General features: G+C 62.3%; 21 protein-coding genes, 1 tRNA gene, 1 pseudogene and 1 riboswitch. Of the genes and pseudogenes, 5 read left to right on the forward strand and 18 right to left on the reverse strand.

The genetic code is table 11. From position 1 onward, the window contains the following. Window positions 1-185: 185 nt before the first annotated feature. Both KI241_RS06530 and KI241_RS06535 read left to right on the forward strand, forming a co-directional pair. Window positions 186-1,535, forward strand: a complete 1,350-nt coding sequence (locus KI241_RS06530; RefSeq protein ID WP_042731457.1) for a diguanylate cyclase — start codon at window positions 186-188, stop codon at window positions 1,533-1,535. A 125-nt stretch (window positions 1,536-1,660) separates the two neighbouring features. Beyond that, complete coding sequence (locus tag KI241_RS06535) at window positions 1,661-2,164, forward strand: DUF4142 domain-containing protein (protein ID WP_042731456.1); 504 nt, start codon at window positions 1,661-1,663, stop codon at window positions 2,162-2,164. A 91-nt stretch (window positions 2,165-2,255) separates the two neighbouring features. Here the strand turns inward: KI241_RS06535 and KI241_RS06540 are convergent, their stop codons facing one another. Further along, window positions 2,256-2,660: a low affinity iron permease family protein gene (locus KI241_RS06540; protein ID WP_042731455.1), complete on the reverse strand. Its 405-nt coding sequence runs from the start codon at window positions 2,658-2,660 to the stop codon at window positions 2,256-2,258. 210 nt (window positions 2,661-2,870) lie between these two features. Between KI241_RS06540 and KI241_RS06545 the strand changes: the two genes are divergently transcribed. After that, a complete protein-coding gene (locus tag KI241_RS06545) occupies window positions 2,871-3,176 on the forward strand; it encodes a type II toxin-antitoxin system HicB family antitoxin (protein WP_234407889.1) in 306 nt (101 codons plus the stop codon). 3 nt (window positions 3,177-3,179) lie between these two features. On the opposite strand, the gene KI241_RS06550 is transcribed toward KI241_RS06545, so the two are convergent. The 12 genes and pseudogenes from KI241_RS06550 to KI241_RS06605 form a co-directional block, all read right to left on the reverse strand. After that, window positions 3,180-3,253 (reverse strand) — tRNA-Gly (locus KI241_RS06550). A gap of 160 nt (window positions 3,254-3,413) precedes the next feature. Then, window positions 3,414-4,298, reverse strand: a complete 885-nt coding sequence (locus KI241_RS06555) for an alpha/beta hydrolase (RefSeq protein WP_042731453.1) — start codon at window positions 4,296-4,298, stop codon at window positions 3,414-3,416. 311 nt (window positions 4,299-4,609) lie between these two features. Further along, window positions 4,610-5,302, reverse strand: coding sequence for a pseudouridine synthase (locus KI241_RS06560; protein ID WP_123579521.1), 693 nt, complete (start codon window positions 5,300-5,302; stop codon window positions 4,610-4,612). 33 nt (window positions 5,303-5,335) lie between these two features. Beyond that, the gene (locus KI241_RS06565) at window positions 5,336-5,554 is read right to left on the reverse strand and encodes a cysteine-rich CWC family protein (protein ID WP_123579520.1); all 219 of its coding nucleotides are present in this window, start codon (window positions 5,552-5,554) and stop codon (window positions 5,336-5,338) included. Then, window positions 5,547-6,164, reverse strand: a pseudogene (locus tag KI241_RS06570) (GGDEF domain-containing protein); the annotation flags it as partial. The gene KI241_RS06565 and the pseudogene KI241_RS06570, both read right to left, overlap by 8 nt. A 250-nt stretch (window positions 6,165-6,414) precedes the next feature. Continuing rightward, window positions 6,415-8,193, reverse strand: a complete 1,779-nt coding sequence (gene atzF, locus KI241_RS06575) for an allophanate hydrolase (RefSeq protein ID WP_212803483.1) — start codon at window positions 8,191-8,193, stop codon at window positions 6,415-6,417. A gap of 22 nt (window positions 8,194-8,215) precedes the next feature. After that, window positions 8,216-11,857: an urea carboxylase gene (uca, locus tag KI241_RS06580; protein WP_212803484.1), complete on the reverse strand. Its 3,642-nt coding sequence runs from the start codon at window positions 11,855-11,857 to the stop codon at window positions 8,216-8,218. 300 nt (window positions 11,858-12,157) lie between these two features. Further along, window positions 12,158-12,799 (reverse strand): urea amidolyase associated protein UAAP2, encoded by a 642-nt coding sequence (locus tag KI241_RS06585; RefSeq protein ID WP_042732480.1) that lies wholly within the window; start codon window positions 12,797-12,799, stop codon window positions 12,158-12,160. 11 nt (window positions 12,800-12,810) lie between these two features. After that, window positions 12,811-13,536, reverse strand: a complete 726-nt coding sequence (locus tag KI241_RS06590) for an urea amidolyase associated protein UAAP1 (protein ID WP_123579516.1) — start codon at window positions 13,534-13,536, stop codon at window positions 12,811-12,813. A gap of 13 nt (window positions 13,537-13,549) precedes the next feature. Then, window positions 13,550-14,338 (reverse strand): ABC transporter ATP-binding protein, encoded by a 789-nt coding sequence (locus KI241_RS06595; RefSeq protein ID WP_042731928.1) that lies wholly within the window; start codon window positions 14,336-14,338, stop codon window positions 13,550-13,552. Beyond that, window positions 14,335-15,150 carry an ABC transporter permease gene (locus tag KI241_RS06600; RefSeq protein WP_042731927.1) on the reverse strand — a complete coding sequence of 272 codons (816 nt, stop codon included), beginning with the start codon at window positions 15,148-15,150 and terminating at the stop codon, window positions 14,335-14,337. The genes KI241_RS06595 and KI241_RS06600 overlap by 4 nt, the downstream gene beginning before the upstream one ends. Before the next feature lie 15 nt (window positions 15,151-15,165). Then, on the reverse strand, window positions 15,166-16,233 hold the full coding sequence (locus KI241_RS06605; RefSeq protein WP_042731926.1) for a putative urea ABC transporter substrate-binding protein: 1,068 nt from the start codon (window positions 16,231-16,233) through the stop codon (window positions 15,166-15,168). 60 nt (window positions 16,234-16,293) lie between these two features. Next, window positions 16,294-16,395, reverse strand: a riboswitch (guanidine-I (ykkC/yxkD leader). A 303-nt stretch (window positions 16,396-16,698) separates the two neighbouring features. Between KI241_RS06605 and KI241_RS27720 the strand changes: the two genes are divergently transcribed. After that, window positions 16,699-17,094: a hypothetical protein gene (locus tag KI241_RS27720; RefSeq protein ID WP_083454201.1), complete on the forward strand. Its 396-nt coding sequence runs from the start codon at window positions 16,699-16,701 to the stop codon at window positions 17,092-17,094. A 95-nt stretch (window positions 17,095-17,189) separates the two neighbouring features. On the opposite strand, the gene KI241_RS06610 is transcribed toward KI241_RS27720, so the two are convergent. Further along, entirely contained in the window at window positions 17,190-18,302 is a 1,113-nt protein-coding gene (locus tag KI241_RS06610; RefSeq protein WP_042731925.1) for an enoyl-CoA hydratase/isomerase family protein, read from the reverse strand. A gap of 128 nt (window positions 18,303-18,430) precedes the next feature. On the opposite strand from KI241_RS06610, the gene ung reads away from it, so the two are divergent. Continuing rightward, on the forward strand, window positions 18,431-19,126 hold the full coding sequence (ung, locus tag KI241_RS06615; protein WP_161796124.1) for a uracil-DNA glycosylase: 696 nt from the start codon (window positions 18,431-18,433) through the stop codon (window positions 19,124-19,126). A gap of 57 nt (window positions 19,127-19,183) precedes the next feature. On the opposite strand, the gene KI241_RS06620 is transcribed toward ung, so the two are convergent. The 4 genes from KI241_RS06620 to KI241_RS06635 are packed head-to-tail and all read right to left on the reverse strand — an operon-like array spanning window position 19,184 to window position 23,224. Then, complete coding sequence (locus KI241_RS06620; protein WP_053147327.1) at window positions 19,184-20,221, reverse strand: AbrB family transcriptional regulator; 1,038 nt, start codon at window positions 20,219-20,221, stop codon at window positions 19,184-19,186. Beyond that, window positions 20,214-21,728 carry a tripartite tricarboxylate transporter permease gene (locus KI241_RS06625; protein ID WP_212803485.1) on the reverse strand — a complete coding sequence of 505 codons (1,515 nt, stop codon included), beginning with the start codon at window positions 21,726-21,728 and terminating at the stop codon, window positions 20,214-20,216. The genes KI241_RS06620 and KI241_RS06625 overlap by 8 nt, the downstream gene beginning before the upstream one ends. 1 nt (window position 21,729) lies before the next feature. Continuing rightward, window positions 21,730-22,191 carry a tripartite tricarboxylate transporter TctB family protein gene (locus KI241_RS06630; RefSeq protein ID WP_047739244.1) on the reverse strand — a complete coding sequence of 154 codons (462 nt, stop codon included), beginning with the start codon at window positions 22,189-22,191 and terminating at the stop codon, window positions 21,730-21,732. Between the two features lie 55 nt (window positions 22,192-22,246). Further along, window positions 22,247-23,224 (reverse strand): tripartite tricarboxylate transporter substrate binding protein, encoded by a 978-nt coding sequence (locus KI241_RS06635; RefSeq protein WP_042732116.1) that lies wholly within the window; start codon window positions 23,222-23,224, stop codon window positions 22,247-22,249. Window positions 23,225-23,635: the final 411 nt, after the last annotated feature.

Raw genomic sequence — 23,635 nt, forward strand, 5'->3', positions numbered from 1 at the left:
AGTTTGCCTAGGAACCTGGACGGCAAATCCATTTGCGAGTGCGAGGTGCCGGCAGGTTATGCTCTGCGGGCTGGGGGGCTCTATTCTTTAATGGGGGGGCGTGGCTTGCGCCTCGGTCACCTGCGCTATCCTCATCATGACTTTCGCCCCTTTACCGCTGCACTCACCCGGATGACTCCAGCACCATGGACACCCGAAGCCACACGCCGCTGGCCAGTTACATCGACCTGATGCTGGACGCCGTGTGCGCGGTCGATGGCCAGGGGCGCTTCGTGTTTGTCAGTGCTGCCTGCGAGCGCATTTTCGGCTATACCCCGCAGGAATTGATGGGGCAGGCGATGATCGACCTCGTGCACCCCGCCGATCGCCAGCGTACCCTCGAGGCCGCGCGGGAGATCATGAACGGGGAGCCCAAGCTCAATTTCGAGAACCGCTACCTGCACAAGGATGGCCGGGTGGTGCACATCCTCTGGTCGGCGCGCTGGTCGCCGGTGGACCAATTGCGGATCGCCGTGGCGCGCGACATCACCGAGCGCAAGCTGGCAGAGTCGCGCCAGGCGGCGTTGTATGCGATTTCCGAGGCCGCCCATGCGGCGGCGGACCTGTTGGCGCTGTTCAAGCGCGTCCACCAGATCATCGGCGAATGGCTGCCGGCGTTGAATTTTTCGGTGGCGCTGTACGACGAGCAATGCGCGCAGTTGAACTTCGCCTATCACGTCGACGACCTGGAGCAGCAGCCCGAGCTTCCCGGCACGATGACCGGGCGTTTGTGCGCCGAGGTGATCCGCAGCGGCCAGCCGATCCTGTTGACGCCCGGTTGCAGCTCACTGCCGTCGGGGTTCTGCGACCTCGTGGCGCAGCCGGGCGCGCCCTGTTGGCTCGGTGTGCCGTTGAACTCGCAGAACGGCACGATCGGGGCGCTGATCGTCAAGAGTGCCCCGGACAACGAGCGCTACACCGAGCAGGATAAGGACCTGCTGCAATACGTCTGCGCTCAAATCACCATCGCCATCGAACGCCAGCAATTGCATGCCCGGCTGCAGCACATGGCGCAATACGATCAGTTGACCCAGGTGCCTAACCGTGAATTGCTGCGTGACCGGTTCAAGGCTGCACTGGCCAGCGCCCGTGCCGTGTCGGGGCGCATGGCCTTGCTGTACATCGACCTCGATCGCTTCAAACAGATCAACGACACCTACGGCCACGGCGTAGGCGACCTGTTGTTGCAAGCGGTGGCCAGCCGTCTCAAGGGCTGTATACGGGATGTCGACACCGTGGCGCGCATCGGCGGGGACGAGTTCGTGGTGCTGCTTCATAGCATCCAAGCGTTGGACGATGCTCACCGCGTGCAGGAAAAAATCCGCCAGGTGCTGAGTCAGCCGCTGCGGCTGGACGGCTATTGCCTGAGCATCGAGCCGAGCATCGGGGTCGCTTGTTTTCCCGACCATGGGGTCGAAGATGTGGCGCTGTTCCGTCATGCCGACGAGGCGATGTACGCCGCCAAGCGTCAGAACCATCGGGCATTCAGCCACTGAGCGTAGGTCGCCGTTCGTCGCGGCGAGGCACTTGAATCAAACTTTTCAGCCCTTTTGCCTTTCGAAACCCTGGCAGGTCCCGTGGTGGGGCCGCTGCCGAATGTTCAATTGAGGAGGGCGCGACCATGAACCGGATGGCCACCTTTTTTCGCACCACCAGCCTCGTCGTGTTGATGGGCCTGGGTGCCAACAGTGCCTGGGCCCAATCGCCTGCCGAATTCATCAACGACGCTTCCGCCAAGGGCATGGCCGACATCGAGGCCAGCCGCATGGCCCATGGCAAGGCTGAGTCCAGGGAGGTCAAGGACTACACCATCATGGTGATCAACGACCGTACTACCGCCAACCAACACCTGGCGAAGATCGCGAAGAAGCTCGACTTGCCCGTCGCGCCTCGGGAGGAAATGGCTGACAAGGCCAAGACCCTGATGCCGCAGGTGCAGGAGGGTGAGTCGTTCGAGGCCGCCTATGCCGCCAGCCAGGTCAAGGCCACGGAGGAGGCCATTACCCAGATCCAGGAGCAGGCCCAGACCACCGAAGTGCCTGAGATCAAGGCCTTCGCCGATGAGACCCTGCCCAAGTTGCAAACCCATCTGGAGATGGCCAGGGCGCTGCAAGCCAGCCGCTGAGCCGCTGCACCTTTTGACGTGAGGGCGACATCCATTGCCTTGACGGTGGCCGGGAAGACGCGAGGGGCATCACGCCCCTCGCGTCTTCGTATCAGCACTGATTCAGGTCAACGTTGCTTTTTTGCTCAAGGCCTTCAAGGTTCTTGACCTCGCCCTGGCCCATCGTCTGGTAGTGCTTCCTCAATGCCTCCAGTTGCTTGAGGTCCAGCGATTCGAGACCGAGCATCGCGTTCTGCGCCTCCGCCGTGGCTCGCAACAACTCATCGATCTTCAGGTGCAAGATGTCTGTGTCGCGGTTCTGCGTGTTCTGAATCAGAAATACCATCAGGAAGGTGATGATCGTCGTCGACGTGTTGATGATCAGCTGCCAGGTGTCGTTGAACTGGAAAAAGGGGCCGCTGATCGCCCAAAGCGCCAGTAATACAATGGCGCCCAAGAACGTCTTCGGGCTTCCCGCCCATAGAGCCAGCTTCTGTGCGATTTTTGCGAAGTTCATTGCCGTGTTCCTTAATGGGATTCACCTGTCTGGTGAGACAGCAACGACGCGTTGAAAATTCTGCTTACATTTGCACCGCTCCCACAGGTTTATTTGCGAGAGGCCCCGGGCCGATCAATTGATAACAACCAGCCGGTGTTGTGATGTGCAGTTCTCGGATTCTGCCTACAAGCCAAGCGGAAGGTGTCTGCTATCCACAGGAGTGACCCCGTGAACGTTATGAATTATCAAGGCTACGCCGCTCGGATTGACTACAGTGACGAGGACGGTCTGCTTGTAGGCCATATCGCGGGGATCAAGGATGTCGTCGGGTTTCACGGCGAATCTGTCAGCGAGCTTCGAGCGGCGTTCAAGGAGGCGGTGACTGACTACCTGGAGACGTGCGCCAAGCTGGGGCGCGCACCGCAGAAGCCTTATTCAGGCCATCTCATGTCACTGGAGTGTGCGCTTGAGGAAAAACAGGTTCAGCGCTTTGGGTTGCAGGCATTCCCGGACTTGGATATCCAGGGAAAGTAAATGTGGAGCGGGTGAAGGGAATCGAACCCTCGTTATCAGCTTGGGAAGCTGGAGTAATGCCATTATACGACACCCGCTCAGAGCGGCTGACTTTGTACCAGATGTGGGCGAGGATTTGAAGTTTTTCTTTGCCTGATGCGCGTGCGCTCGTCTACGCAGGCCTTGGATCAAAGCGGTCTTTCGCGGGCAAACCCCGTTTTGTTGGCGCGGGGCGGGGCTTGCTCGCGAGGACTCGTTTCAGATTGCCAGTGCATGGTAGTCCTGCACGAAGCTGTAGCGCGGACGGCTTTCGCGGTGTGTCGGCGTGAGGAAGTTCATCACGGCGTTGCGGCTGTCGCGGCAGGCGGCCTTGTGTTCCATGTCCAGGAAATGCCCGGTGGCTTGCACCGTGCTGAACGTACTGTGCCGGACATGGTTGGCAAAAAGCCTGGCGTCGTCGGCCGAGGTGTATTCATCCCATTCGCCGTTGAGGAACAGTACCGGCACGTTGATTTTTCTCGCCGCGTTGACGTAGCACTGCGGGTCGCTCTGGAGCACGTCAGTGATGTGGAAATGCATCTGGCCGTACTCATGCTCGGCCAGGCTGCTGACATGGCGATAGTTGAAGCGCTTGAACAGCGGCGGCAAATGCTTGCCGATGGTGCTGTTGACCAGGTGGCCGACCCGGTCGCGGTCCAGGTTGCTCAGGTAATCCACGCCACGCTCCAGGTAGTCGCGCATCGGTGCGTTGAGCACCGGCGAGAACGAACTGATCACCGCTTTTTCAATCCGCTGTGGGCGCTGGGCCAGGGCGCTCAACGTGGCGGCGCCGCCCCAGGAAAAGGACAGCACATGCTCGGCGGCAAAGTGGTCGATCAGTTCCAGGAGAATCTGCCCTTCGATCTCCTTGGTGAGCATTCTTTCATGCCGGTTGTGCGCTTTTGACTTACCCGCATAGGGCTGGTCGTACAACACAACGTTGAATTGCGGATGGAGGCTTTTGACGGTCTGTGCAAACGACGCAGTCGTGGCCATCGAGCCGTTGACCATGATGATGGTCTTTTGTGCGGCGTCTGCGCGATAGAACTCCGTGTAAACCCGATACTGACCTTGTATATCCAGCACAGCGATTTCTGGCCTCATGTCATAAGACTCCTGGCAAGCGGGTATGCGCGCAATGAGATTGCACGGGCAATGTGACAGGTAGGCATACGCCTGGAAGATAAGGCCCATGTCGATCCACTGAAGCGGTCGACGGGTGTTGTTGTAGGCGGGCAGTTTGCCGGGAGAGATACGGCGGAGCCTGGGGGCTCTGGCCGGCAAAAAGTTTCTTGGAAGTATGTTGTGACTCATCGGTCACATTTCGGCCGACGGTTTGATTCAAGCAGGGGGACGACCGTTGTGCAAGTACCGCTTGGAAAATTGTTCGACACTTCTGCCCGACGGTAATGGGCTCAGATCAGGCTGATCTCGTCAGCGCCCAGGGCGCGGTACTGGCCCGGTTCGAGAGCAGGGTCCAGCACCAGGGGGCCCATGCGTTCGCGGTGCAGGCGCAACACCTTATTGTCGAAGTGGCCGAACATGCGCTTGACCTGGTGATAACGCCCTTCGACGATGCTCAGGCGCGCCGTGGTCGGCCCCAGCAGCGTCAACCCTGCCGGTTGGGTGGTGAGGTCTTCGAAGGCGAAATACAGACCCCGCGCGAAGGTGTCGGCGTACTCGGCGGTGATCGGCTGTTCGGTTTCGACGTAATAGACCTTGGGCAGCTTGGTCTGCGGTTGGGTCAGGCGGCGCGACCAACTGCCGTCATTGGTGATCAGCATCAGGCCGGTGGTATTGAAGTCCAGGCGCCCGGCGATGTGCAGGTCGTCCTTGTCAGGTTCATCGAGCCAATCGAGCACGGTCGGGTGTTGCGGATCGCGGGTGGCGCTGACGCAGCCGGGTGGCTTGTGCAGCATGAAATACCGTGGACGTCGGCCCGCCTGCAGCACCTCGTCATCGACTTCAACACGACTGAACTCACGCACCTGGGCGTGCGGGTCGGTGACGGTCTGGCCGTCGATCCGCACCCGGCCCGCCACCAGTAACAGGCGGGCCTGCTGGCGATTGAATCGGGGTAGATTGCTGAGAAAGCGGTCAACGCGCATGGGGCAGTTCAGGCCAGGAAGAGGGCGCGCATCTTACGCGATCGGCCGGGGCTTGGCGTGCAGTTGGGCTTCAACCTGTGCACAGCGTGGGCACAGGCAGGATTGATCACGCAGCTCTGCCGGCAGCGCTTCGAGCACGGCCGGGTCGATGCTTACGCCAAAACACCAGCAGGCCCGGTCGACGGTCCTCGGATCGGCGAGTGAGCAATCATTGGCGCCACCGCAGGCGGGGCAAAGGTCAGGTTTATTCATAGCTGGAGTGAGGCATGTCCACACAGGTTCGGTTGCACCCGCTTTGCCGGGCGCGTTGCAGGGCATGATCGGTCCGGGACAGCAGGCTGTGCAAGGTGTCTTCGTCCTGCACCGTGGTCAGTCCGATGCTGACCGTGACCAGCAATTGTTTCCCGCTGCAGAAATAGCGCTGTTTTTCGATGTGCTGACGAATTTTCTCAGCGATTTTCAGACCGGTCTGTCCATCGGTGTCCTTGAGCAGGACGACAAAGGCATCGGTGCTCCAGCGACAGACGATGTCTGAATGCCGCAGGCTCTCAGTCAGGCTGCGGGCGAACCCGGTCAACAGTTGATCGGTGGCGATATGACCGTGAGTGGTGTCCAGTCGCTTGAAGTCGTCCAGTTCCACCAGCAGCGCCGTCAAGGGTCTGGGCTCACGCTGGGCTTCGTGCAGGGCTTGCACGGCCAGCAGATCGAAGCCACGGCGGTTTGGCAATTCGGTCAGGCTGTCGAGGGTGGCCTGGGCGTCGATGCGTTGCTGGTAGTCGTTGATCAGCCGATAAACAATGGTCAGGACCGCCAGTGTCACGAGCACGCCGATCAGCAGGTTCAGGTACAGCGTCCTGAGAATGTGCTCGCGTATCGAGGCCTGGGCTGCGTAATAGCCCAGCAACGTAATGATCAGGAAGCCAGTACCGAGCAGCGCCACCACCGCCAGCAGCGGCTTGCACAGGGAATACAACGGCGAACGGAGCGACATGGCGATTCCCTTGGCGCAGACCCAATGAAGTCAGTTTAGTGGCCTTGTGGGAAAAGACAGTCGATTTTGCCGGTTTGCAAGATTGTGGCGAGGGGATAAATCCCCTCGCCACAGGTACTGTTTACTCAAGGGTAGTTAGATAAGCCCGCCATCCCCCCAGATGGCTGATGTCCTGAGCGCCCTCCAAACCATACGACTCACAGATGAATCCGTTTTCCCAGCGCCCATCGGCCAGTTGCACCTTGCCCAGTCCCAACGGGGCGGGAATGCCAGTCAGGAACGAGCCCAGTTCACTGCTCGGCAGCTCCCAGACTTCGACCTCGATCGCCACGCCGCCTTCACGAACCCGAACCATGCCGGGGCGCGAGGGTGGGCCGCCGGGCAAGGCATGCAGGCGGTAGTCTGGCGAGCTTTGGGTGGCCTCGATCAGCCGGGCGCCGCGTTGCCTGAGCTGCCAGTTCAGCGCCAACCCGTCCAGGTGTGCGCCGCACACGACCAGCCGCGCCCGGTCGTGGCGCGCCGGGTGGACGGCAACGGGCAACGTCTTGTCCTGTTGACGCTGCAAGGCATCGGCCAGGCTCAAGAGGTACTGATCGGTGAAGGCTCGACCGAACAGCGTCACGCCCCAGGGCAAGCCGTTGGCCATGAACGCGCTGGGGACGGCGACGGCGGCGTAGTCCAGCAGGTTCATGAAATTGGTGTAATAACCCAGTTCCGAGTTGCGCAGTACCGGTTCGGCGGCCAGTTCGGCGAGGGTCACTGGCCGGCCGATGGTCGGTGTGAGTACGCAGTCAAGCGCGTCCATGGCTCGGTCGCATTGGGCTTTGAGCGCTTGCAGACGGTACCGGGCGCGGAAGGTCTGTACGCCATCTACCGTAGGCGCTTTCGCCAGCACGGCACGAATGACGGGCAGCACGGCGTCGGGCTCGCGCTCCATCAATGGGCCGGCGACGCTGTAGCGCTCGGCTACCCACGGACCTTCATAAAGCAGCCGTGCGGCTTCCAGGAACGGCGACAGGTCCAGTTCCACGGCTTCGCCGCCCAGGCGTTCGAGTCGTTTGACGGCTTCCTGAAACAGTTGCGGACCTTCAGGGCAACCGAAAAACGCCAGGTCTTGCTGGCGCGGCACACCGAAACGAAAGCGCCGAGGCACGCCGAACGCAGAGCCATCGTTCCACTGCGGGTTGTGGCGGCTGTAGTCGTCACGCGGGTCTGGGCGGGCTGTCAGCGCCAATAGCTGGCTGGCTTCCCTGGCCGTCGCCGTGAAGGTGGTGACGCAGTCCAGTGTGCGACAGGCCGGGACCACGCCCGCCGTGGAGATCAATCCCAGGGTGGCTTTCAATCCCACCAGGTTGTTCAGCGCGGCGGGCACCCGACCGGAGCCGGCGGTATCGGTGCCCAAGGCAAAACTTGCCAGGCCCAGGGCTACGGCCAGCGACGAGCCGGCGCTCGAACCGCCTGCCGGATAGTCGGGCAACACGCTGTTGCGGCAGGCGCCGTAGGGCGAGCGGGTGCCATTGAGCCCGGTGGCGAACTGGTCGAGGTTGGTCTTGCCCAGGGGGATCGCGCCCAGTGCCAGCAACTGCTCGACAATGGTCGCCGAGCGCGGCGGCACATAGGCAAACGCCGGGCAGGCTGCCGTGGTCGGAATGCCGGCCAGGTCGATGTTGTCCTTGATGGCAAACGGCACCCCATACAGCGGCAGGCTCTCCAGGTCGCGGCTTTCCAATGCGGCCAGGTAGGGCTCCAGTTCCTCGACCGTCAGCAGGTGGATGAACACGTGATAGTCCGGGTTCAGCGCCGCGGCTTTTTGGCGCAGTTCCAACAGCAATTTGCGCGGCGTCAGTTCGCCGCTGCGATAGGCATCGCGCAGGTCGTCCAAGCGAAGCGAAAGGTTCATGGTCTTAATCCTTTGATTGAGTTCAGTCACGTTCCAGCACCACGACGCGCTGTCCGGCGCGCACCGCCGAACCGGCCTGGACGCGCACCTCGCGCACCACGCCGGCCGAGGGCGCAAGCAGCGGGATTTCCATCTTCATCGACTCCAGGATGACCAGCACATCGCCGACGGCGACCCGAGCGCCAACCTGCACCTGGACCTGCCAGAGGTTACCGGCGATGTGGCTGTCGACGCTCAGTTGACCTTCGGTCAGCAGCGAATCTTCGCTCGGCGCGATGGGCGGTTCTTCACTGTCAAAGTGCGCCTGGCCACTGGCGATCCAACGCTCGCGCTCGGCATCGAAGGCACCTTGTTGCTGGCGGCGGAACGTGGCGATGCTGTCGGCTTCCTGCAGCAGGAAACGCTGGTAGTCGGCGAGGTTGAGCTGGCTGTGCTCGATCTTCAGGTCGAAGCGGCCCAGGGGGAATTCGCGGCGGATGTTCAGCAGCTCATCGGCGCTGACCGGGTAGAAGCGGATCTGATCGAAGAACCGCAGCAACCAGGGCTTGCCGTCGAATGCGGCGACGTCCCGATAACGATTCCACATCTGCAACGTGCGCCCGACGAACTGATAGCCGCCCGGCCCTTCCATGCCGTACACGCACAGGTAGGCGCCGCCGATGCCCACCGAGTTTTCCGCGGTCCAGGTCCGGGCCGGGTTGTATTTGGTGGTCACCAGTCGATGGCGTGGGTCGAGCGGTGTGGCGACCGGTGCGCCGAGGTAGACGTCCCCCAGGCCCATCACCAGATAGCTGGCGTCAAACACTGTGCGTTGCACTTCGTCGAGGTTGGGCAGGTCGTTGATGCGTCGAATGAACTCCAGGTTGCTCGGGCACCAGGGCGCGTCCTTGCGCACCGTGGTCATGTATTTCTCGATGGCCAGCTGACAGGCCGGGTCATCCCAGGACAGCGGCAGGTGAACGATGCGCGACGGCACTTGCAAGTCCTGCGCGGCGCACACGGCGTCCCACTCACCGGCGACGAGGCTCAGTAGATCGGCCAGGGGCAGTTGTTCGGGTTGATAGTGCACTTGAAGCGAACGAATGCCCGGCGTCAGGTCGATCACCCCGTGCAATTGTTTGTGTTCCAACGCCTGCATCAAGGCATGGGCGCGAAAGCGCAGCACCAGGTCCAGTTCGGGGGCGCCGATTTCCAGCAACAGATGAGTGTCGCCAGCCAAGCGAGCGACCAGGCGGGTATCGTCCTGCCCGATATCCAACACCACAGGCGACACGATCCCCTGTGGGAGCGAGCTTGCTCGCGAAGGCGATGGCACATTCAGCATTGATGTATCCGACAGACCGCTATCGCGAGCAAGCTCGCCCCCACAGGGAGCCCATTTCAGGGCCAGTGAGCGCGCGGTCGATATATCCACCGGCACGAATCGCACCTTGTCCCCCGCCTTGAGTTGCCCCAACTGCCAGAGATCCGCTTCGATCACCGTCACCGGACAGACAAAACCGCCCAGGCTCGGGCCGTCGGGGCCGAGGATGACCGGCATGTCGCCGGTGAAGTCCACGGCGCCGATGGCGTAGGGGTTGTCATGGATATTGGAAGGGTGCAGCCCGGCCTCGCCACCGTCGGCGCGAACCCATTCAGGTTTCGGCCCGATCAGTCGGACGCCGGTGCGGCTGGAGTTGAAGTGCACTTCCCAGGCGGTGTCGAAGAACGTCTGGATGTAGCGCTCGGTGAAATATTCGGGCGCGCCGTGCGGGCCGTAGATCACGCGGATCTGGCGCACGCTCGGCAGTTCCAGGATCGGTGCGCTCGTTGGCGGCAGCGTCGCTTGCTCATCCAGCGGCACCAGATGCAACACGTCGCCGGTACACAACGCCCGTCCGCCATGGCCGCCGAACTGACCGAGGGTAAAGGTGCTTTTGCTGCCCAGGTAATCCGGCACTTGTACGCCACCCTGCAGGCACAGGTAGCTGCGCGCCCCGGCACCGGAAATGTTGCCGATGGCGAGGGTGGAGCCGGCAGTGATCGACAACGGCGTGTTCATCGGTACGGCTTCACCGTCGAGTGTGAGGGCAATCACCGCACCGGTCACCGCCACCCGGGCATCGCAGTTGAAACGCAGCAGTGGCCCGTTCATGGTGATTTCCAATGCCGCCGCACCTTCTTCATTGCCCAGCAGGCGATTGCCCAGGCGCAACGAACGGCTGTCCATCGGTCCTGACGGCGGCACCCCCACTGCCCAGTAACCGAGGCGGCCGGGATAGTCCTGGACGCTGGTCTGGGTGCCGGGGCTGAGCACTTCAACGGTGTTGGCACGGTAGACCAACGTCTCCAGGCAGCGGGTCCAGGGCTGGCCGTTGGCAAACGGTGCATCGAGGAGAATCTGTTGCAGGTAGTCGCGATTGGTTTCGACGCCGTACAGCTGGCTTTCGTCCAGCGCTTGGTGCAAGCCCAGGCGGGCCTGCTCGCGGGTTGGAGCCCAGCGAATGACCTTGGCGATCATCGGGTCGAAGTAGGGCGGGATCTGGCAACCAGCCTCGACCCAGGTGTCGATGCGTAGCTGTTTGCCATCGGCCTCGGGGAATTTCACGGCGGTCAGTAGCCCCGGGCTTGGCTGGAAGTCCCGACCTGGATCCTCGGCATACAAGCGAGCCTGGATCGCGTGGCCCTCGGCTTTTAAACCCTCGCTCAACGCTTTCAGTGGTGGCAGGTCTCCGGCTGCCAGTTGCACCATCCAACGCACCAGGTCCACGCCCCACACCTGCTCGGTGACACCGTGCTCCACTTGCAGGCGGGTGTTCACTTCCAGGAAATAGAAGCGCCCCGCATCGCTGTCGAAGACGAACTCCACGGTGCCGGCGCTGCGGTAGTTCACGGCCTGGGCCAGTTGGATCGCCGCTGCGCAGAGTTCGTCGGCCATGCCTTCGGGCAGGTTGGGGGCCGGCGTTTCCTCGATGACTTTCTGGTTGCGTCGCTGCACCGAGCAGTCGCGCACGCCCAGGGCGATCACCTGGCCCTGGCCGTCGCCGAACACCTGGACCTCCAGGTGCCGGGCCTTCTCGATGTATTTCTCGATGAACACTCCGGCGTCGCTGAAGTTGTTCTGGCCCAGGCGCTTGACCGCTTCGAAGGATTCGCTCAGTTCGGCGGCACTGCGGCACACGCGCATGCCGATTCCGCCGCCGCCGGCGGTACTTTTGAGCATGACCGGATAACCGATCCGGGTGCCGGCCAACAGTGCGGCGTCGAGGCTGTCGAGCAGTTCGGTGCCTTTGAGCAGAGGCACGCCGTGCTGTCGCGCCAGGTCGCGGGCGGTGTGCTTGAGGCCGAACACACGCAGTTGTTCTGGTGTCGGACCAATGAAGGCGATACCGGCAGCTTCGCAGGCTTCGGCGAAGGCTGCGTTTTCCGAGAGGAAGCCGTAGCCGGGATGAATCGCTGTCGCGCCGCTGCTTTTGGCAATCGCCAGAAGCTTGTCCACCGCCAGATACGTATTGGCCGCCGCGCCTTCGCCCAGGCTGTGGGCTTCGTCGGCCTGCAAGATATGCAGGCTGGCGGCATCGGCTTGGGAATACACCGCCACGCCTTGGACCTTCAGTTCGCCCAAGGTCCGCAGGATGCGGCAAGCGATGGCTCCACGGTTGGCGATCAGGATTTTTTCGAACATGGCATTGCCCCCTCAGGCATGCGTGCTGCCTGAACTGGGATGCGGGCCGTCCCGCAGTTGTCGATGGCCACCGGGGTCGTCCCCGTGAGCGAAATAATCAATCTTACAAACACCGCTGACCCCTGTGGGGGCGGGTTTGCTCGCGAAATCGGTGAGTCAGTCAACATCAATGTCACTGTCGTACCGCTTTCGCGAGCAAGCCCGCTCCCACATGAGGTTTTGGGTGTCAGTGCTGTTTGATGCATTGCCCCGATCGGCTCTGGCACAGCGTGAACAGCCAGCGACGCAGGCAGGTGAGTTTCAGTTCCATATCAAAAGCTCCGCTGGCGTGGGGTTGTAGGCGTTGCAGGGGTTATTCAGTTGCGGGCAGTTGGAGATCAGCACGATCACATCCATCTCGGCCCGCAGGTCGACGTATTTGCCTGGCGCCGAGATCCCGTCTTCGAAGGTCAGGCCGCCGTCGGCGGTGACCGGCACGTTCATGAAAAAGTTGATGTTCGGCCCGATATCACCCTTGCCCAGGCGACCATCGTGGGCGCAGGCCCGCAGATAATTGTCACGGCAACTGTGCATGTAGCGTTTTTCCAGGGCGTAGCGCACGGTGTTGCTTTCCTGGGCGCAAGCGCCGCCGAGGGTGTCGTGGCGTCCACAGGTGTCCTCGACGATGGTTAGCATCGGGTGGCCGAGGTTGGAATACAGCACGCTGCCGGTGCTCAAATAAACGCTGTTTTGCCGGCGCAGGGTGCGCTGCACGTCGTAGCGCTCCTTGGGGTTGGCCAGGCTGTAGAACAGCGTATCGACTGCCTGGTTACCTTCCAGGTCGAGGATGCGTAGGGTCTGGCCTGCCTTGACCTCCACCAGCCAGGGTTCCCCGGCGGGAATCGTGGCACGGTAGACGGCGGTATCGGGTTGTTTGTGTGCGGTGGCGATGGCGAGTGACATGGCAGCGATCCTCAGGCGAACAGGCGGTCGGTGTTGATGAAGCCGCGCTGGTTTTCCGGGCGCGAAAGGCGGCAGTGCTCGGCGACGCTGGCATCGGCGTTCATCCAGCTGAGCTTGAGCGGTTGCGGGGCGTATTGCGGGTTCGGGTCCATCGGGTGTTGCAGCGCGGTCAGCACCACCAGGGTGTCCATCGGTGCGTACAGCTCGATGTAGTCGCCGGCCTTGGAATGGCCTTCGACGAAGTGAAAGTGGCCGGCCTCATCGACGTTGACCCGGCTGAACAGGTTGAGGGTCATCAACAGGTCGGATAGGCCCAGACCCCATTTGCCCAGTTCCACCAACAGGTTGTCGGTGCCGTTGCGAAAGAAGCCGTTGCGCAGTTCCTGATAGCGCCCCTGACCGTACTTTTGCGCGACTTCCTCGGCGCAGAGCACACCGCCCAGGCTGTCGCTCCAGCCGCAGGTGTCGGCGGTGATTGCCGCCAGTACCCGGCCCATGTCCGAGTAGAGGCAGTGGCCGGCGGTGAGTTTGGCGGTGTGTTGGCATTTGAGGCTGTCAGGCAGGTTCAGGCGTTCGGTTTTCTCGTTGGCATTGAGTAGCGTCAGGCTCACATTGGCCCCGCCGCGCAGATCGGTCAGGCGCAGCAGTTGGCCGCGCTTGAGCACGAACGAACGGTGGCCGCCGCCGGGCAGCAGTTCTTCGGCGAAGGGTGTAAACAAGCGGGTCGAATCGGTCATGGAAAAACTCCTTTCAAGCGATACGCAATGTGCCGGCCAGTTCGGCGGGCAGGGCGTCGACGGCGGCACGGGCGGTGCGGCGGTCGCTGTTCAATGGAATGTCGTAGGTGATGCGTGCGCCATAGGCGCCAGGGGCGTGGGGATCGACACGGACTTTGTCGAACACCAGCAGGCGCGTGCCGAGGCTGAAACCTTCGCTCAGGTCATGGGTGACCATGAACACGGTCAGCCGGGTTTCGCGCCACAGCTCCAGCAACAAGGCATGCATGTCCTTGCGAATGCCCGGGTCGAGGGCGCCGAAGGGTTCGTCCAGCAGCAGGACGCGCGGCTTCATGATCAGTGCCTGGGCGATGGCCAGTCGCTGCTGCATCCCCCCGGACAGTTGCGCCGGGTATTTATCCCGCGCATGGCCGAGTCCGACCTTGTCCAGCAACTGTGCGGCTTCTTCCCGGGCCTGGCGCTTGGCGCTGCCGAACAGACGGCCCAGCAGCGGCGAGCGCGGCAACTCCAGGCCCAGGGCGACGTTGTCCAGCACGCTCAGGTGCGGGAACACCGAGTAGCGCTGGAACACCACGCCCCGGCTCATATCCGGCTCGCCGGACAAGGGGGCGTCGTCCAGGAGAATCTGTCCACGACTGGCGCACTCCTGGCCCAGTAGCAATCGCAGGAAGGTCGACTTGCCGCAACCCGAGGCCCCCACCAATGTGCAGAACTCACCCTCGGCGACGTTCAGGTTCAAGCGCTCCAGTACCACCTGGTCGCCGTACTGTTGCCAGACGTTGTTCACCGTAATGAAGCTCATGCCTTCGCCCCCTCATACCAGGGGAACGCCTGCCGGGTCAGGCGCTTGAGGCCCCAGTCCATCAGCCAGGCGAGCAGGGTGATCCACACCACGTACGGCAAGATCACGTCCATCGCCAGGTAACGGCGCACCAGGAAAATCCGATAGCCCAGCCCATCGGTGGAGGCGATGGCTTCGGCGGCGATCAGAAACAGCCAGGCCGAACCGAGCATCAGTCGCAGGGAAATCAACAGGCGCGGCAGTAATTGCGGCAGCACCACCCGCAGCATCAGGGTCCAGGTCGAGGCGCCGAGGGTCTGGGCCTTGATCAGCAGCTCGGAGGGGATTTCCCGGGCGCGCTGTTCCAGGTCCCGGGCCAGGCTCGGGGTGATGCCAATCACGATCAGCATCACTTTGGACAACTCTCCCAGCCCGAAGACGATGAACAGGATCGGCAGGATAGCCAGCGGCGGCACCATCGACACCACGGTGAGCAGCGGCGATAACGGCGCGCCCAATAGCGGCAACGTGCCGGCGGCCATGCCCAGGCACAGCCCGGCCAGGGCACTGATGCCCAGGCCGATGACTAACCGGCGCAGGCTTGAGCCGGTGTCTTGCCAGAGCAGGTACTCGCCGCTGCGGGCGTCAGCGGTGAAGGCCAGGCGCTTGACCGCATCGGCCATTTGCACGGCGCTGGGTAGCAGTTTGTCGTTGGGATTGTCCGTCAACCGTTCGGCCGAGCCCATGAAGTAGGCGAACAACACCAGCGCGAAAGGCAGGATCACCAGCAACAAGCGGCTGGGGCGATCCGGGTAGCGGTTGATCAGGCGCATGCCAGGTCCTCCGGTTTACAGCTTGGCGTCGGCGGCCAGCTGTACGTAGGTCGGGTCAAAGCGCAGCTTGAGGTTGGCCTTGTCGCCGCGGGTCACGCCATTGGCGAACGTCATGCCGACCGCGTTCGTGTCCTTGGCGCCTTCGCCCAACAAGCCGTGCTGAAAGGAGAACTCGGCCACCTTGCCCATGGTGGCGGGCAGTTGTTCGCTGGTGGCGAAGTTGAGCGCTTCTTTGGGGGTGGCGAACAACTTGGTGGTGTCCAGTTGCGCCTGGAAACCTTTGAGGTCGGTGCCCGAGGCTTTGGCCATGTGTTCCAACGCGGCCTGGCTGGCTGCGTTTTTCGCATTCATCAGCGCCACCACTTCAAACCAGGCGCCGGTCAACGCTTTGCCCAGGGCCGGGTTGTCCTGCAAGGTCTGGGTATTGACCACCATCATGTCCATGATCTCGCCGGGAATCTGGCTGGAGTTGAACACTTCACTGACGCCTGGCTGGGCCTTGATGTCCGAGAGCATCGGGTTCCAGGTGGTGACGGCCTTGACCTGATCGGTGTTGAACGCGGCGGAGATGTCGGCGTCGGAGGTGTTGACGACTTTCAGGTCTTTTTCGGCGAGGCCGACGGAGTCCAGGGCGCGGGCCAGCAGGTAATGGGACACTGACAGTTCCACCAGGTTGACGTCCATGCCCTTGAGATCGGCCACTTTCTTGCCCTCGCCCTTGAGGACGATGCCGTCGTTGCCGTTGGAGAAATCGCTGACGATCAGCGCGGTGCTGTCCACGCCACCGGCCGCGGGAATGGTCAGGGCGTCCATATTGGTCATGGTGCAGCCGTCGAACTGACCGGCGGTGTACTGATTGATGGATTCAACGTAATCGTTGAGCTGCACGACATCGATCTTGATGCCGTACTTTTTTGCCCATTTGTCGACGATGCCTTGGCTGCCGGCGTATTCCCAGGGCATCCAGCCGGCGTAAATGGTCCAGCAGACGCTGAAGTGGTCTTTTTGTGCGGCAGCGGATGAAAAGCTCACGAGGGCCGAGAGGGCGGCGAGGAGCAAGGCGGACAGACGAAGCTTGAGCATGGTGGTTCTCCAGTTGATCAAGGGCGGACAGGAGCAACGCGGCACCGCGAACGGTGGCTTGTCTCCCGGGCTTTTGTCCCGCCGTGTAACCTCAACTGGAGGTCGCCAACTCTCGGACCAGCCACTCGCCAGAAGCGAGCCGGAACCCTAGTCAGCCATTGCAAATTGTGGTGCCGCGAACCTGTGATGACTCCTGCACGGGTTTGTTAAAGCGAGAGACGTGCCAACTCCGGCAAAGGCCCGGGCCAGAGACGGCAGGTGTTGGGGAAGGAGGGGCGAGGGCGGATTTGTGCTTGCTTGTGGTGCTGCCGCGCACCGGAAGAGGGCGACGAGGGACATGTTTCCAGTTGTTGCCATATCGCACCAGATTCCGATTTTGCTGTCTGAATATTCGTCAGTCATCCAAAGACGACTGCCGCCCATCAGCGTCGCTGATGTGGCCCATTCGCGGTCCAGGAGGCCGCCATGTATCGACGACTGCTGCTCCTTGCGTTTCTCGGTTTGACTCTTTCGGCCTGCGTGCCCTACTACGACGGAGACTCGAGCTACTACCGTTCAGAGGTCTACACTTCACCCGCGCCGGTCTACTACGGGGGCGCAGGTTATTATTCGGTCCCACGTGGCTATTACGCACCGCGGTATTACCAACCGGCGCCGCGCTACTATTCGGCCCCGCGCTACTACCAACAAGGCCCGCGCTATTACGCGCCACCGCGGGCCGCCTACCGGCCTTATCCGAACCGGGGTGGCTGGGATGGCTGGGGCGGTCGCGACCGGGGCGGCTGGAATGACGATCGAGGTGGACATGATCATCGAGGACGCGGTGATCATGACGGACGAGGCAGAGGCGGCCACCGCTGATCCCCTGGCAATAAGAAGCGGCGCATCGAGCGCCGCTTTTTTTTGCCTGGCTTACACCCACGTTGTGGCCCGCACTGACAGGGCTCGTTCAACGCCTATTCGTTGGACAAGTCCGCCAACGGGTGCCGACCTTCCCAAGCCTTGTGGAAATGCGCTTGCACCACGGCTTCCGGAATATGGTTGATGTCCGGCCAGTGCCAATGGGGCTTGTGATCCTTGTCGATCAGCCGTGCCCGTACGCCTTCGCTGAATTCCGGATGGCGGCAGCAGTTGAGGCTCAAGGTGTATTCCATTCGGAACACACCGGCCAATGACAGGTGTCGGGCGCGGAGGATCTGCTCCCAGACCAGGTGCGCGGTCAGGGGCGAACCTTCAGTCATTGTCCGGGCTGCCCGAGCGATCAGCGGGTCCTGGTGGTCCACCAGCAGGCTCAGTGCTTTCCAGGCGCAGCGCACGTCGCTGACGTCCAGCCACTCATCGATTTTTTGCCGGCGCGGCAGCCATTGGGCTTCGGGCAGTTGCGCGACGGCTTCCTGCTGCAAGGCCTTGAACAGGCTGTTGAGCTGCATCTGGGTCTGTTCCTGCCAGTTGAGCTGCAACAAGCCTTCGATCAGGTCGTCCTGTTGTTCGTCCAACAGGAAACGGTCGGCCAGGCCCAGGTCGAGGGCATCCCGAGCGTTCATGTGGGCGCCGGTCAGGCCGAGGAACAAGCCGAGCTTGCCCGGCAGGCGCGACAGGAACCAACTGGCGCCGACGTCCGGGTACAAGCCGATGCTGATCTCGGGCATCGCCAAGCGACTGCTGGGCGTGACGATGCGCGTGCTGGCGCCTTGCAGCAGGCCCATGCCGCCGCCCAATACGTAGCCATGTCCCCAGCACAGCAGAGGTTTGGGGTAGGTGTGCAGGTTGAAGTCCAGCCGGTATTCCGCCGCGAAGAATTGCGCGGCCAGGGGCGGCACTTCACCGGGACTGGCCCGGCAGGCCTCCACCAGGCTGCGGACTTCACCGCCGGCGCAGAAGGCCTTGGCGCCGTTGCCACGCAGCAGCACGCAGACGATTTGCGGTTCTCTGGCCCAGGCATCGAGACGGTCACGCAGGGCGTTGATCATCGGCAGGGACAGGGCGTTCAGGGTTTTTTCGGCATCCAGGGTGGCGACGCCGATGCGCGCTCCTGTGATACCCGTCAGTTCTTCGAAGTGCAGATTCATCGTGACCTCGATCCGAAATTTGAATGTTCAGTATGACCGTTGCGTGGGAAAGTGCCGGTTCTGTGTCAGATCAATTGACAAGCCATGTAGGCTTTCCTAGGGTGCGCCCATTGTTTCTACCGGGTGCAATCATGACTGCTGATGACCGTATCAAACTCGAACCGAGCTGGAAGCAGGCACTGCGTGCCGAGTTCGACCAGCCCTACATGGCAGAGTTGCGCGAATTCCTGCGTCGGGAGTACGCCGCGGGCAAGGAGATCTACCCACCGGCATCGCTGATCTTCAACGCCCTCAACTCCACGCCGCTGGACAAGGTCAAGGTGGTCATCCTCGGCCAGGACCCGTACCACGGCCCGGGCCAGGCCCACGGCTTGTGCTTCTCGGTGCAGCCGGGCGTGCCGACGCCGCCGTCGCTGGTGAACATCTATAAGGAATTGAAGCGCGACCTGAACATCGACATTCCCAACCACGGCTACCTGCAAAGCTGGGCCGACCAAGGGGTGCTGCTGCTTAACACCACCATGACCGTGGAGCGCGCCAATGCCAACGCCCACGCGGGCAAGGGTTGGCAGCATTTTACCGACCGGGTCATCGAAGTGGTCAGCGAGCACCAGCCGCACCTGGTGTTCCTGCTGTGGGGTGCCCATGCGCAAAGCAAGCAGAAACTGATCGACGCGACCAAGCACCTGGTGCTGACCTCGGTGCATCCGTCGCCGTTATCGGCGTACCGGGGGTTCCTGGGGTGCGGACATTTCAGCCGCACCAACAAGTTCCTCGAACAGCACGGCGAGGCGCCGATCGACTGGCGATTGCCGCCGGTCTGAGTGTTCGTCCTCGGGGCCTGTTCGCCAGCAGGCTCGCGAAGAAAACACCGCAGGCAATCAGGCCTGCCCCTGGCGCCGTATCCAGTAACGGAACAACGGTTCTGCCAGAAACAGCACGAACAACAGTCGCATGACCTGCAACGCCGTCACCAACGGCACCGACAATTGCAGCGTCTCCGCCGTCAAGCTCATTTCCGCGATGCCGCCGGGCATCATGCCGAGGGTCAGTGAGCGCAGGTCCAGGTGGGTCAGTGTGCTCAGGCCCAGGGCCGCGAGGCTGGCGATCAGCATCGTCAACACGGTGCCGATCAGGGTGCGGCCCATGAACGACGGCGCCCGCCGGAAGAACTGTCGGTTGAAATGACAACCCAGGCCGCTGCCGATCAGCCATTGGCCAATCTGGCTGGCGCCGTGGGGCAAGCCGATGTGCAGGTCCCAGCCGATGCTCACTGCCGCGCTCACCAGCAGCGGCCCGAACAGCCACGGGTTGGGTTGGCGCAGGCGCTCCCAGATCCAGGCGAGCAGGGCGCCGGCTGGAAACAGCAGCGCCAACCAGAGCCAGTCCACGGTCGTGGCGTGTTGTACCGGGGAGCCTTCGCCCAACAGGTACTTGAATGCTGCGGGCACGCACAGCACCACCACCAGCACCCGCAAGCTCTGGCCCGCGGCGACGCGGCTCAGATCGGCGCCGTTACGGGCGCCAAGGTTGACCATTTCGCCGGAGCCGCCCGGCATGCTGGAAAAGAAAGCGGTGGCGCGGTCCTCGCCGGTGCGGCGCATCAGCCAGACACTCACCCCGCTGGACACGCTGGTGATCAGCGCGCCAAAAAAAATCAGGCCGAAGTGGCCCAGGACCTGCTCCATCACCAGGGGCGTGAAGTGCAGGCCGATTCCGATACCCACTACCCATTGGCCGCATTTGCGGCCGCCGGGGATTTCCTTCAACTGCCAGGGTGTCAGGCAGCGCACCAGGATGATCGCCAGCAACGAGCCGACCATCCAGGGCAAGGGCCAGCCAACCAGGCTGGCCAGGTAACCGCCGGCCAGGCCGACCAGCGGTGTTCCCCACCATTGTCTAAAAGTCGCCTCAGACATTGGCCAGGGCACGTCGTTGGGCGGCGCGACGACGCCAGATCCGCAACAATGGCATGAACAGCATGATCGCCGTCAGGATCCAGCAACCGAAGGTGATCGGGCTCAACCAGAGGATCTCCAGTGCGCCATTGGAAATCGACAACGCACGCCGCAGGTTCTGCTCCATCAGGCCGCCCAGGATAAAGCCCAGCAGCACCGGTGACAGCGGGAAGTCCAGCTTGCGCAGGATGTAGCCGAAGATGCCGATGCCGATCATCAGGAACAGGTCGAACGTGGTGGCGTGCACCGCATAGACACCGATGCCGGTGATGATGGCGATGACCGGTACCAGCGCCCAGTTCGGTACCGCCAGGATGCGGGTGAACACGCGGATCATCGGGATGTTGAGGATCACCAGCATGACGTTGGCGATGAACAACGACGCGATCAGGCCCCAGACGATGTCCGGCTGTTGCTGGAACAGCAACGGGCCAGGGGTGATGTTGTACAGCGACAGCGCGCCGATCATCACCGCCGTGGTGCCCGAGCCGGGAACGCCGAGGGTCAGCATCGGCACCAGCGCACCGCAGGCTGCGCCACCGATGGCGGTTTCCGGCGCGGCGAGGCCACGCTTGTCGCCCTGGCCGAACGTGCCGCTGGCACCGGCGATGCGCTTCTCGGTCATGTAGGCCACGGCACTGGCGAGGGTGGCGCCGGCGCCCGGCAACACGCCCATGATGAAACCGAGTAGGCCGCAACGCAGGTTCACGACAAACACCGATGCCGCTTCCTTGAAGTTGAACATCATCCGCCCGGTGGCTTTCACCGCTTCCTGGCCGCGGTGGGTTTTCTCCAACAGCAACAGGATCTCGCTGATGGAAAACAGGCCGAGCACCAGCACGACGAACTGGATCCCGTCGGTCAGGTGGATGTTGTCACCGGTGAAGCGGTACACGCCGCTGTTGGCATCGATCCCGACACTGGACAGGAACAGGCCGATCAGCGCTGCGATAAACGTTTTGAGGGGACGGTCGCCGGCCATGCCACCCAGGCAGACGATGGCGAACACCATCAGGACGAAATACTCCGCCGGTCCGAAGGCAATTGCCCATTTGGCCAGCAGCGGGGCAAACAGGACCATGCCGCAGGTGGCGATGAACGCACCGATGAACGAACTCCACGCCGACAGTGACAACGCCACTCCGGCCAGGCCTTGGCGCGCCATCGGGTAGCCGTCGAGGGTGGTCATCACGGTGGAGGCTTCGCCCGGGATGTTGAGCAGGATCGAGCTAATGCGCCCGCCATATTCGCAACCCAGGTACACGGCGGCCAACAGGATAAGCGCCGACTCCGGCGGCAGGCCAAGGGCGAATGCAATCGGGATCAGCAGTGCCACGCCATTGATCGGGCCCAGACCCGGCAACAAACCGACCACGGTGCCGATCAAGGTGCCGGTCAATGCGGTGACGAGGTTGTAAGGCGTCAGTGCCACGCCAAAACCCTGGCCGAGATAATTCAGGGTATCCATATCAATTCTCCAGGACGTCGAGCAGGCCGAGGGGCAGGGGGACGTCCATCAGCTTGTCGAACAACAGATACAGACCAATGGCCATCAGGCTGATGATCACCACGCTCGGCACCCAACGGCCGCCATACAGGCGTGCCATCGGCACTCCGACCAAAATGCTGGCGAGGATGAAGCCCAAAGGTTCGAAGGTGCCGGCGAACACCAGCAGCAGTGCTATGCAGATGCCGATTTTCTGCAGGGTTTCGCGGTCCAGTTGCGGGTCTTCGTCGCTGTGTACGACCGGTGCGGGACGAAACAGCATGTACAACAAAGCCAGGCCCATCAGCCCAAGCATCAGCAGGGGAAAGGCTCGTGGGCCAACGGGTTCATAAGAAAAAGCCGCCTGGTAAGGCCAGGCCATCAGTGCCAGGCCAACACAGGCCAGCAACAGCACCGCCGCAAAAATACGTTGAAGGGTGAGCATGACTAACTCCTGGGCAGCGTCGGGGTAGCCGACGCCGCCGCGCGAACAGAGACGGTTACTGGATCAGGCCGAACTCTTTGGCCAGCACCTTGTAATCGGCGACTTGCTTCTTCACGTAGGTGTCCAGTTCCTGGCCGGTCATGGCGAACGGGAACAACTCGCGCTGGTCTCGCAGCTTGGCGAACTCTTCGGAGGCCAGCAGCTTGTCGAAGGCGTCTTTCCACCAGGCGTAATCTTCGTCGCTGACCTTTGGCCCGAGGTAGAAGCCGCGCACCACCGGCCAGACGATGTCGTAGCCTTGTTCCTTGGCGGTCGGGATGTCTTTCATTTCCGGCTCGTCGATGCGTTTTTCGGCGAACACGGCCAGCAGGCGCATGTCACCGCTCTGGATATGGGGCATGGAGTCGGAGATGTCGGTACTGCCGACCTGGATGTGCCCGCCGAGCAGGGCAGTAGCGATTTCACCGCCGCCTTCGAGGGCCACATAGCGCAGGTCGCGAGGGTTGATCCCGGCGGCCTTGGCGATGAGTGCGGTCTGCATCCAGTCCTGGCTGCCCACGGTGCCGCCGGAGCCGATGACCACTGAGCCTGGATCTTTCTTCAGGGCTTGTACCAGATCATCGAGGGTCTTGTAGGGCGAATCACTCTTCACTGCGATGGCGCCATAGCTGGTACCGACGGCGGCCAGCCAACGCACGGCGCTTTCGTCGAAGCGACCGAACTTGCCCTGGGCCAGGTTCAACAGCGAGCCGCTGGACCAGGCCACCAGGGTGCCGGCGTCCGCCGGGCGCTGGGCGACCACGGCGTTATAGGCCACCGCGCCAACGCCACCGGGCATGTAGGTGACGCGCATCGGCTTGGTCAGCAGCTTCTGGTTGACCAGTGCGCTTTGCGCAAGCTTGCACGTCAGGTCGAAACCGCCGCCGGGGGAGGCCGGTGCGATGCATTCGGGGCGCTTGGGTTCGGCGAGCAACTGCCCGGCGAACATCAGGCAGCCGGCGGCCAGGACGACTTTACGCAGTGATAGGCTCATTATTGTCTCCACAGGAGTTGTTGTTGTGTGTGGTACGAAGGGGGCGATGCCGGCTCCTTGCCTTGCTCATCGAGGATGGCCGACACAGGTCGTGGCAGGGAGGGGCGCGATGGAACAACGGCAGGCCGGGCAGCAGTGAAGCTGGCCAGGACGGTCTGTTGGAAGCGGGAAAGGTGGGCTGGCACGGTGGCCTGACGCTGCATGGACAGCATGATGAACACTCCGCTTTTATTGTTCTTATCGGCGAAAACGCTTCGAGGCGTTTTTCGTTCGCGATCCGCATCGCGACCGGCAGTCGAAACTGTCCGTCCTGGGACTCTAACGGCCCAACCTTTCGCTAACCTTTCAATACCTTTCAGGCTGTTTTTTGGCTTCACAGTGGGCGTTGCGGCTGTAAACTCCGCGCCAAAG

This window comes from Pseudomonas sp. Cab53 (genome assembly GCF_018325965.1).
GTDB classification, from domain to species: domain Bacteria; phylum Pseudomonadota; class Gammaproteobacteria; order Pseudomonadales; family Pseudomonadaceae; genus Aquipseudomonas; species Aquipseudomonas chlororaphis_E.

Excerpts from the sequence above, each read along its gene's own strand:
- KI241_RS06530 (WP_042731457.1), top strand. The coding sequence starts at position 186 with ATGGACACCCGAAGCCACACGCCGCTGGCCAGTTACATCGACCTGATG.
- KI241_RS06535 (WP_042731456.1), top strand. The coding sequence starts at position 1,661 with ATGAACCGGATGGCCACCTTTTTTCGCACCACCAGCCTCGTCGTGTTG.
- KI241_RS06540 (WP_042731455.1), bottom strand. The coding sequence starts at position 2,660 with ATGAACTTCGCAAAAATCGCACAGAAGCTGGCTCTATGGGCGGGAAGC.
- KI241_RS06555 (WP_042731453.1), bottom strand. The coding sequence starts at position 4,298 with ATGAGGCCAGAAATCGCTGTGCTGGATATACAAGGTCAGTATCGGGTT.
- KI241_RS06560 (WP_123579521.1), bottom strand. The coding sequence starts at position 5,302 with ATGCGCGTTGACCGCTTTCTCAGCAATCTACCCCGATTCAATCGCCAG.
- KI241_RS06565 (WP_123579520.1), bottom strand. The coding sequence starts at position 5,554 with ATGAATAAACCTGACCTTTGCCCCGCCTGCGGTGGCGCCAATGATTGC.
- atzF (WP_212803483.1), bottom strand. The coding sequence starts at position 8,193 with ATGAACCTTTCGCTTCGCTTGGACGACCTGCGCGATGCCTATCGCAGC.
- uca (WP_212803484.1), bottom strand. The coding sequence starts at position 11,857 with ATGTTCGAAAAAATCCTGATCGCCAACCGTGGAGCCATCGCTTGCCGC.
- KI241_RS06585 (WP_042732480.1), bottom strand. The coding sequence starts at position 12,799 with ATGTCACTCGCCATCGCCACCGCACACAAACAACCCGATACCGCCGTC.
- KI241_RS06590 (WP_123579516.1), bottom strand. The coding sequence starts at position 13,536 with ATGACCGATTCGACCCGCTTGTTTACACCCTTCGCCGAAGAACTGCTG.
- KI241_RS06595 (WP_042731928.1), bottom strand. The coding sequence starts at position 14,338 with ATGAGCTTCATTACGGTGAACAACGTCTGGCAACAGTACGGCGACCAG.
- KI241_RS06600 (WP_042731927.1), bottom strand. The coding sequence starts at position 15,150 with ATGCGCCTGATCAACCGCTACCCGGATCGCCCCAGCCGCTTGTTGCTG.
- KI241_RS06605 (WP_042731926.1), bottom strand. The coding sequence starts at position 16,233 with ATGCTCAAGCTTCGTCTGTCCGCCTTGCTCCTCGCCGCCCTCTCGGCC.
- KI241_RS27720 (WP_083454201.1), top strand. The coding sequence starts at position 16,699 with ATGTATCGACGACTGCTGCTCCTTGCGTTTCTCGGTTTGACTCTTTCG.
- KI241_RS06610 (WP_042731925.1), bottom strand. The coding sequence starts at position 18,302 with ATGAATCTGCACTTCGAAGAACTGACGGGTATCACAGGAGCGCGCATC.
- KI241_RS06620 (WP_053147327.1), bottom strand. The coding sequence starts at position 20,221 with ATGTCTGAGGCGACTTTTAGACAATGGTGGGGAACACCGCTGGTCGGC.
- KI241_RS06625 (WP_212803485.1), bottom strand. The coding sequence starts at position 21,728 with ATGGATACCCTGAATTATCTCGGCCAGGGTTTTGGCGTGGCACTGACG.
- KI241_RS06630 (WP_047739244.1), bottom strand. The coding sequence starts at position 22,191 with ATGCTCACCCTTCAACGTATTTTTGCGGCGGTGCTGTTGCTGGCCTGT.
- KI241_RS06635 (WP_042732116.1), bottom strand. The coding sequence starts at position 23,224 with ATGAGCCTATCACTGCGTAAAGTCGTCCTGGCCGCCGGCTGCCTGATG.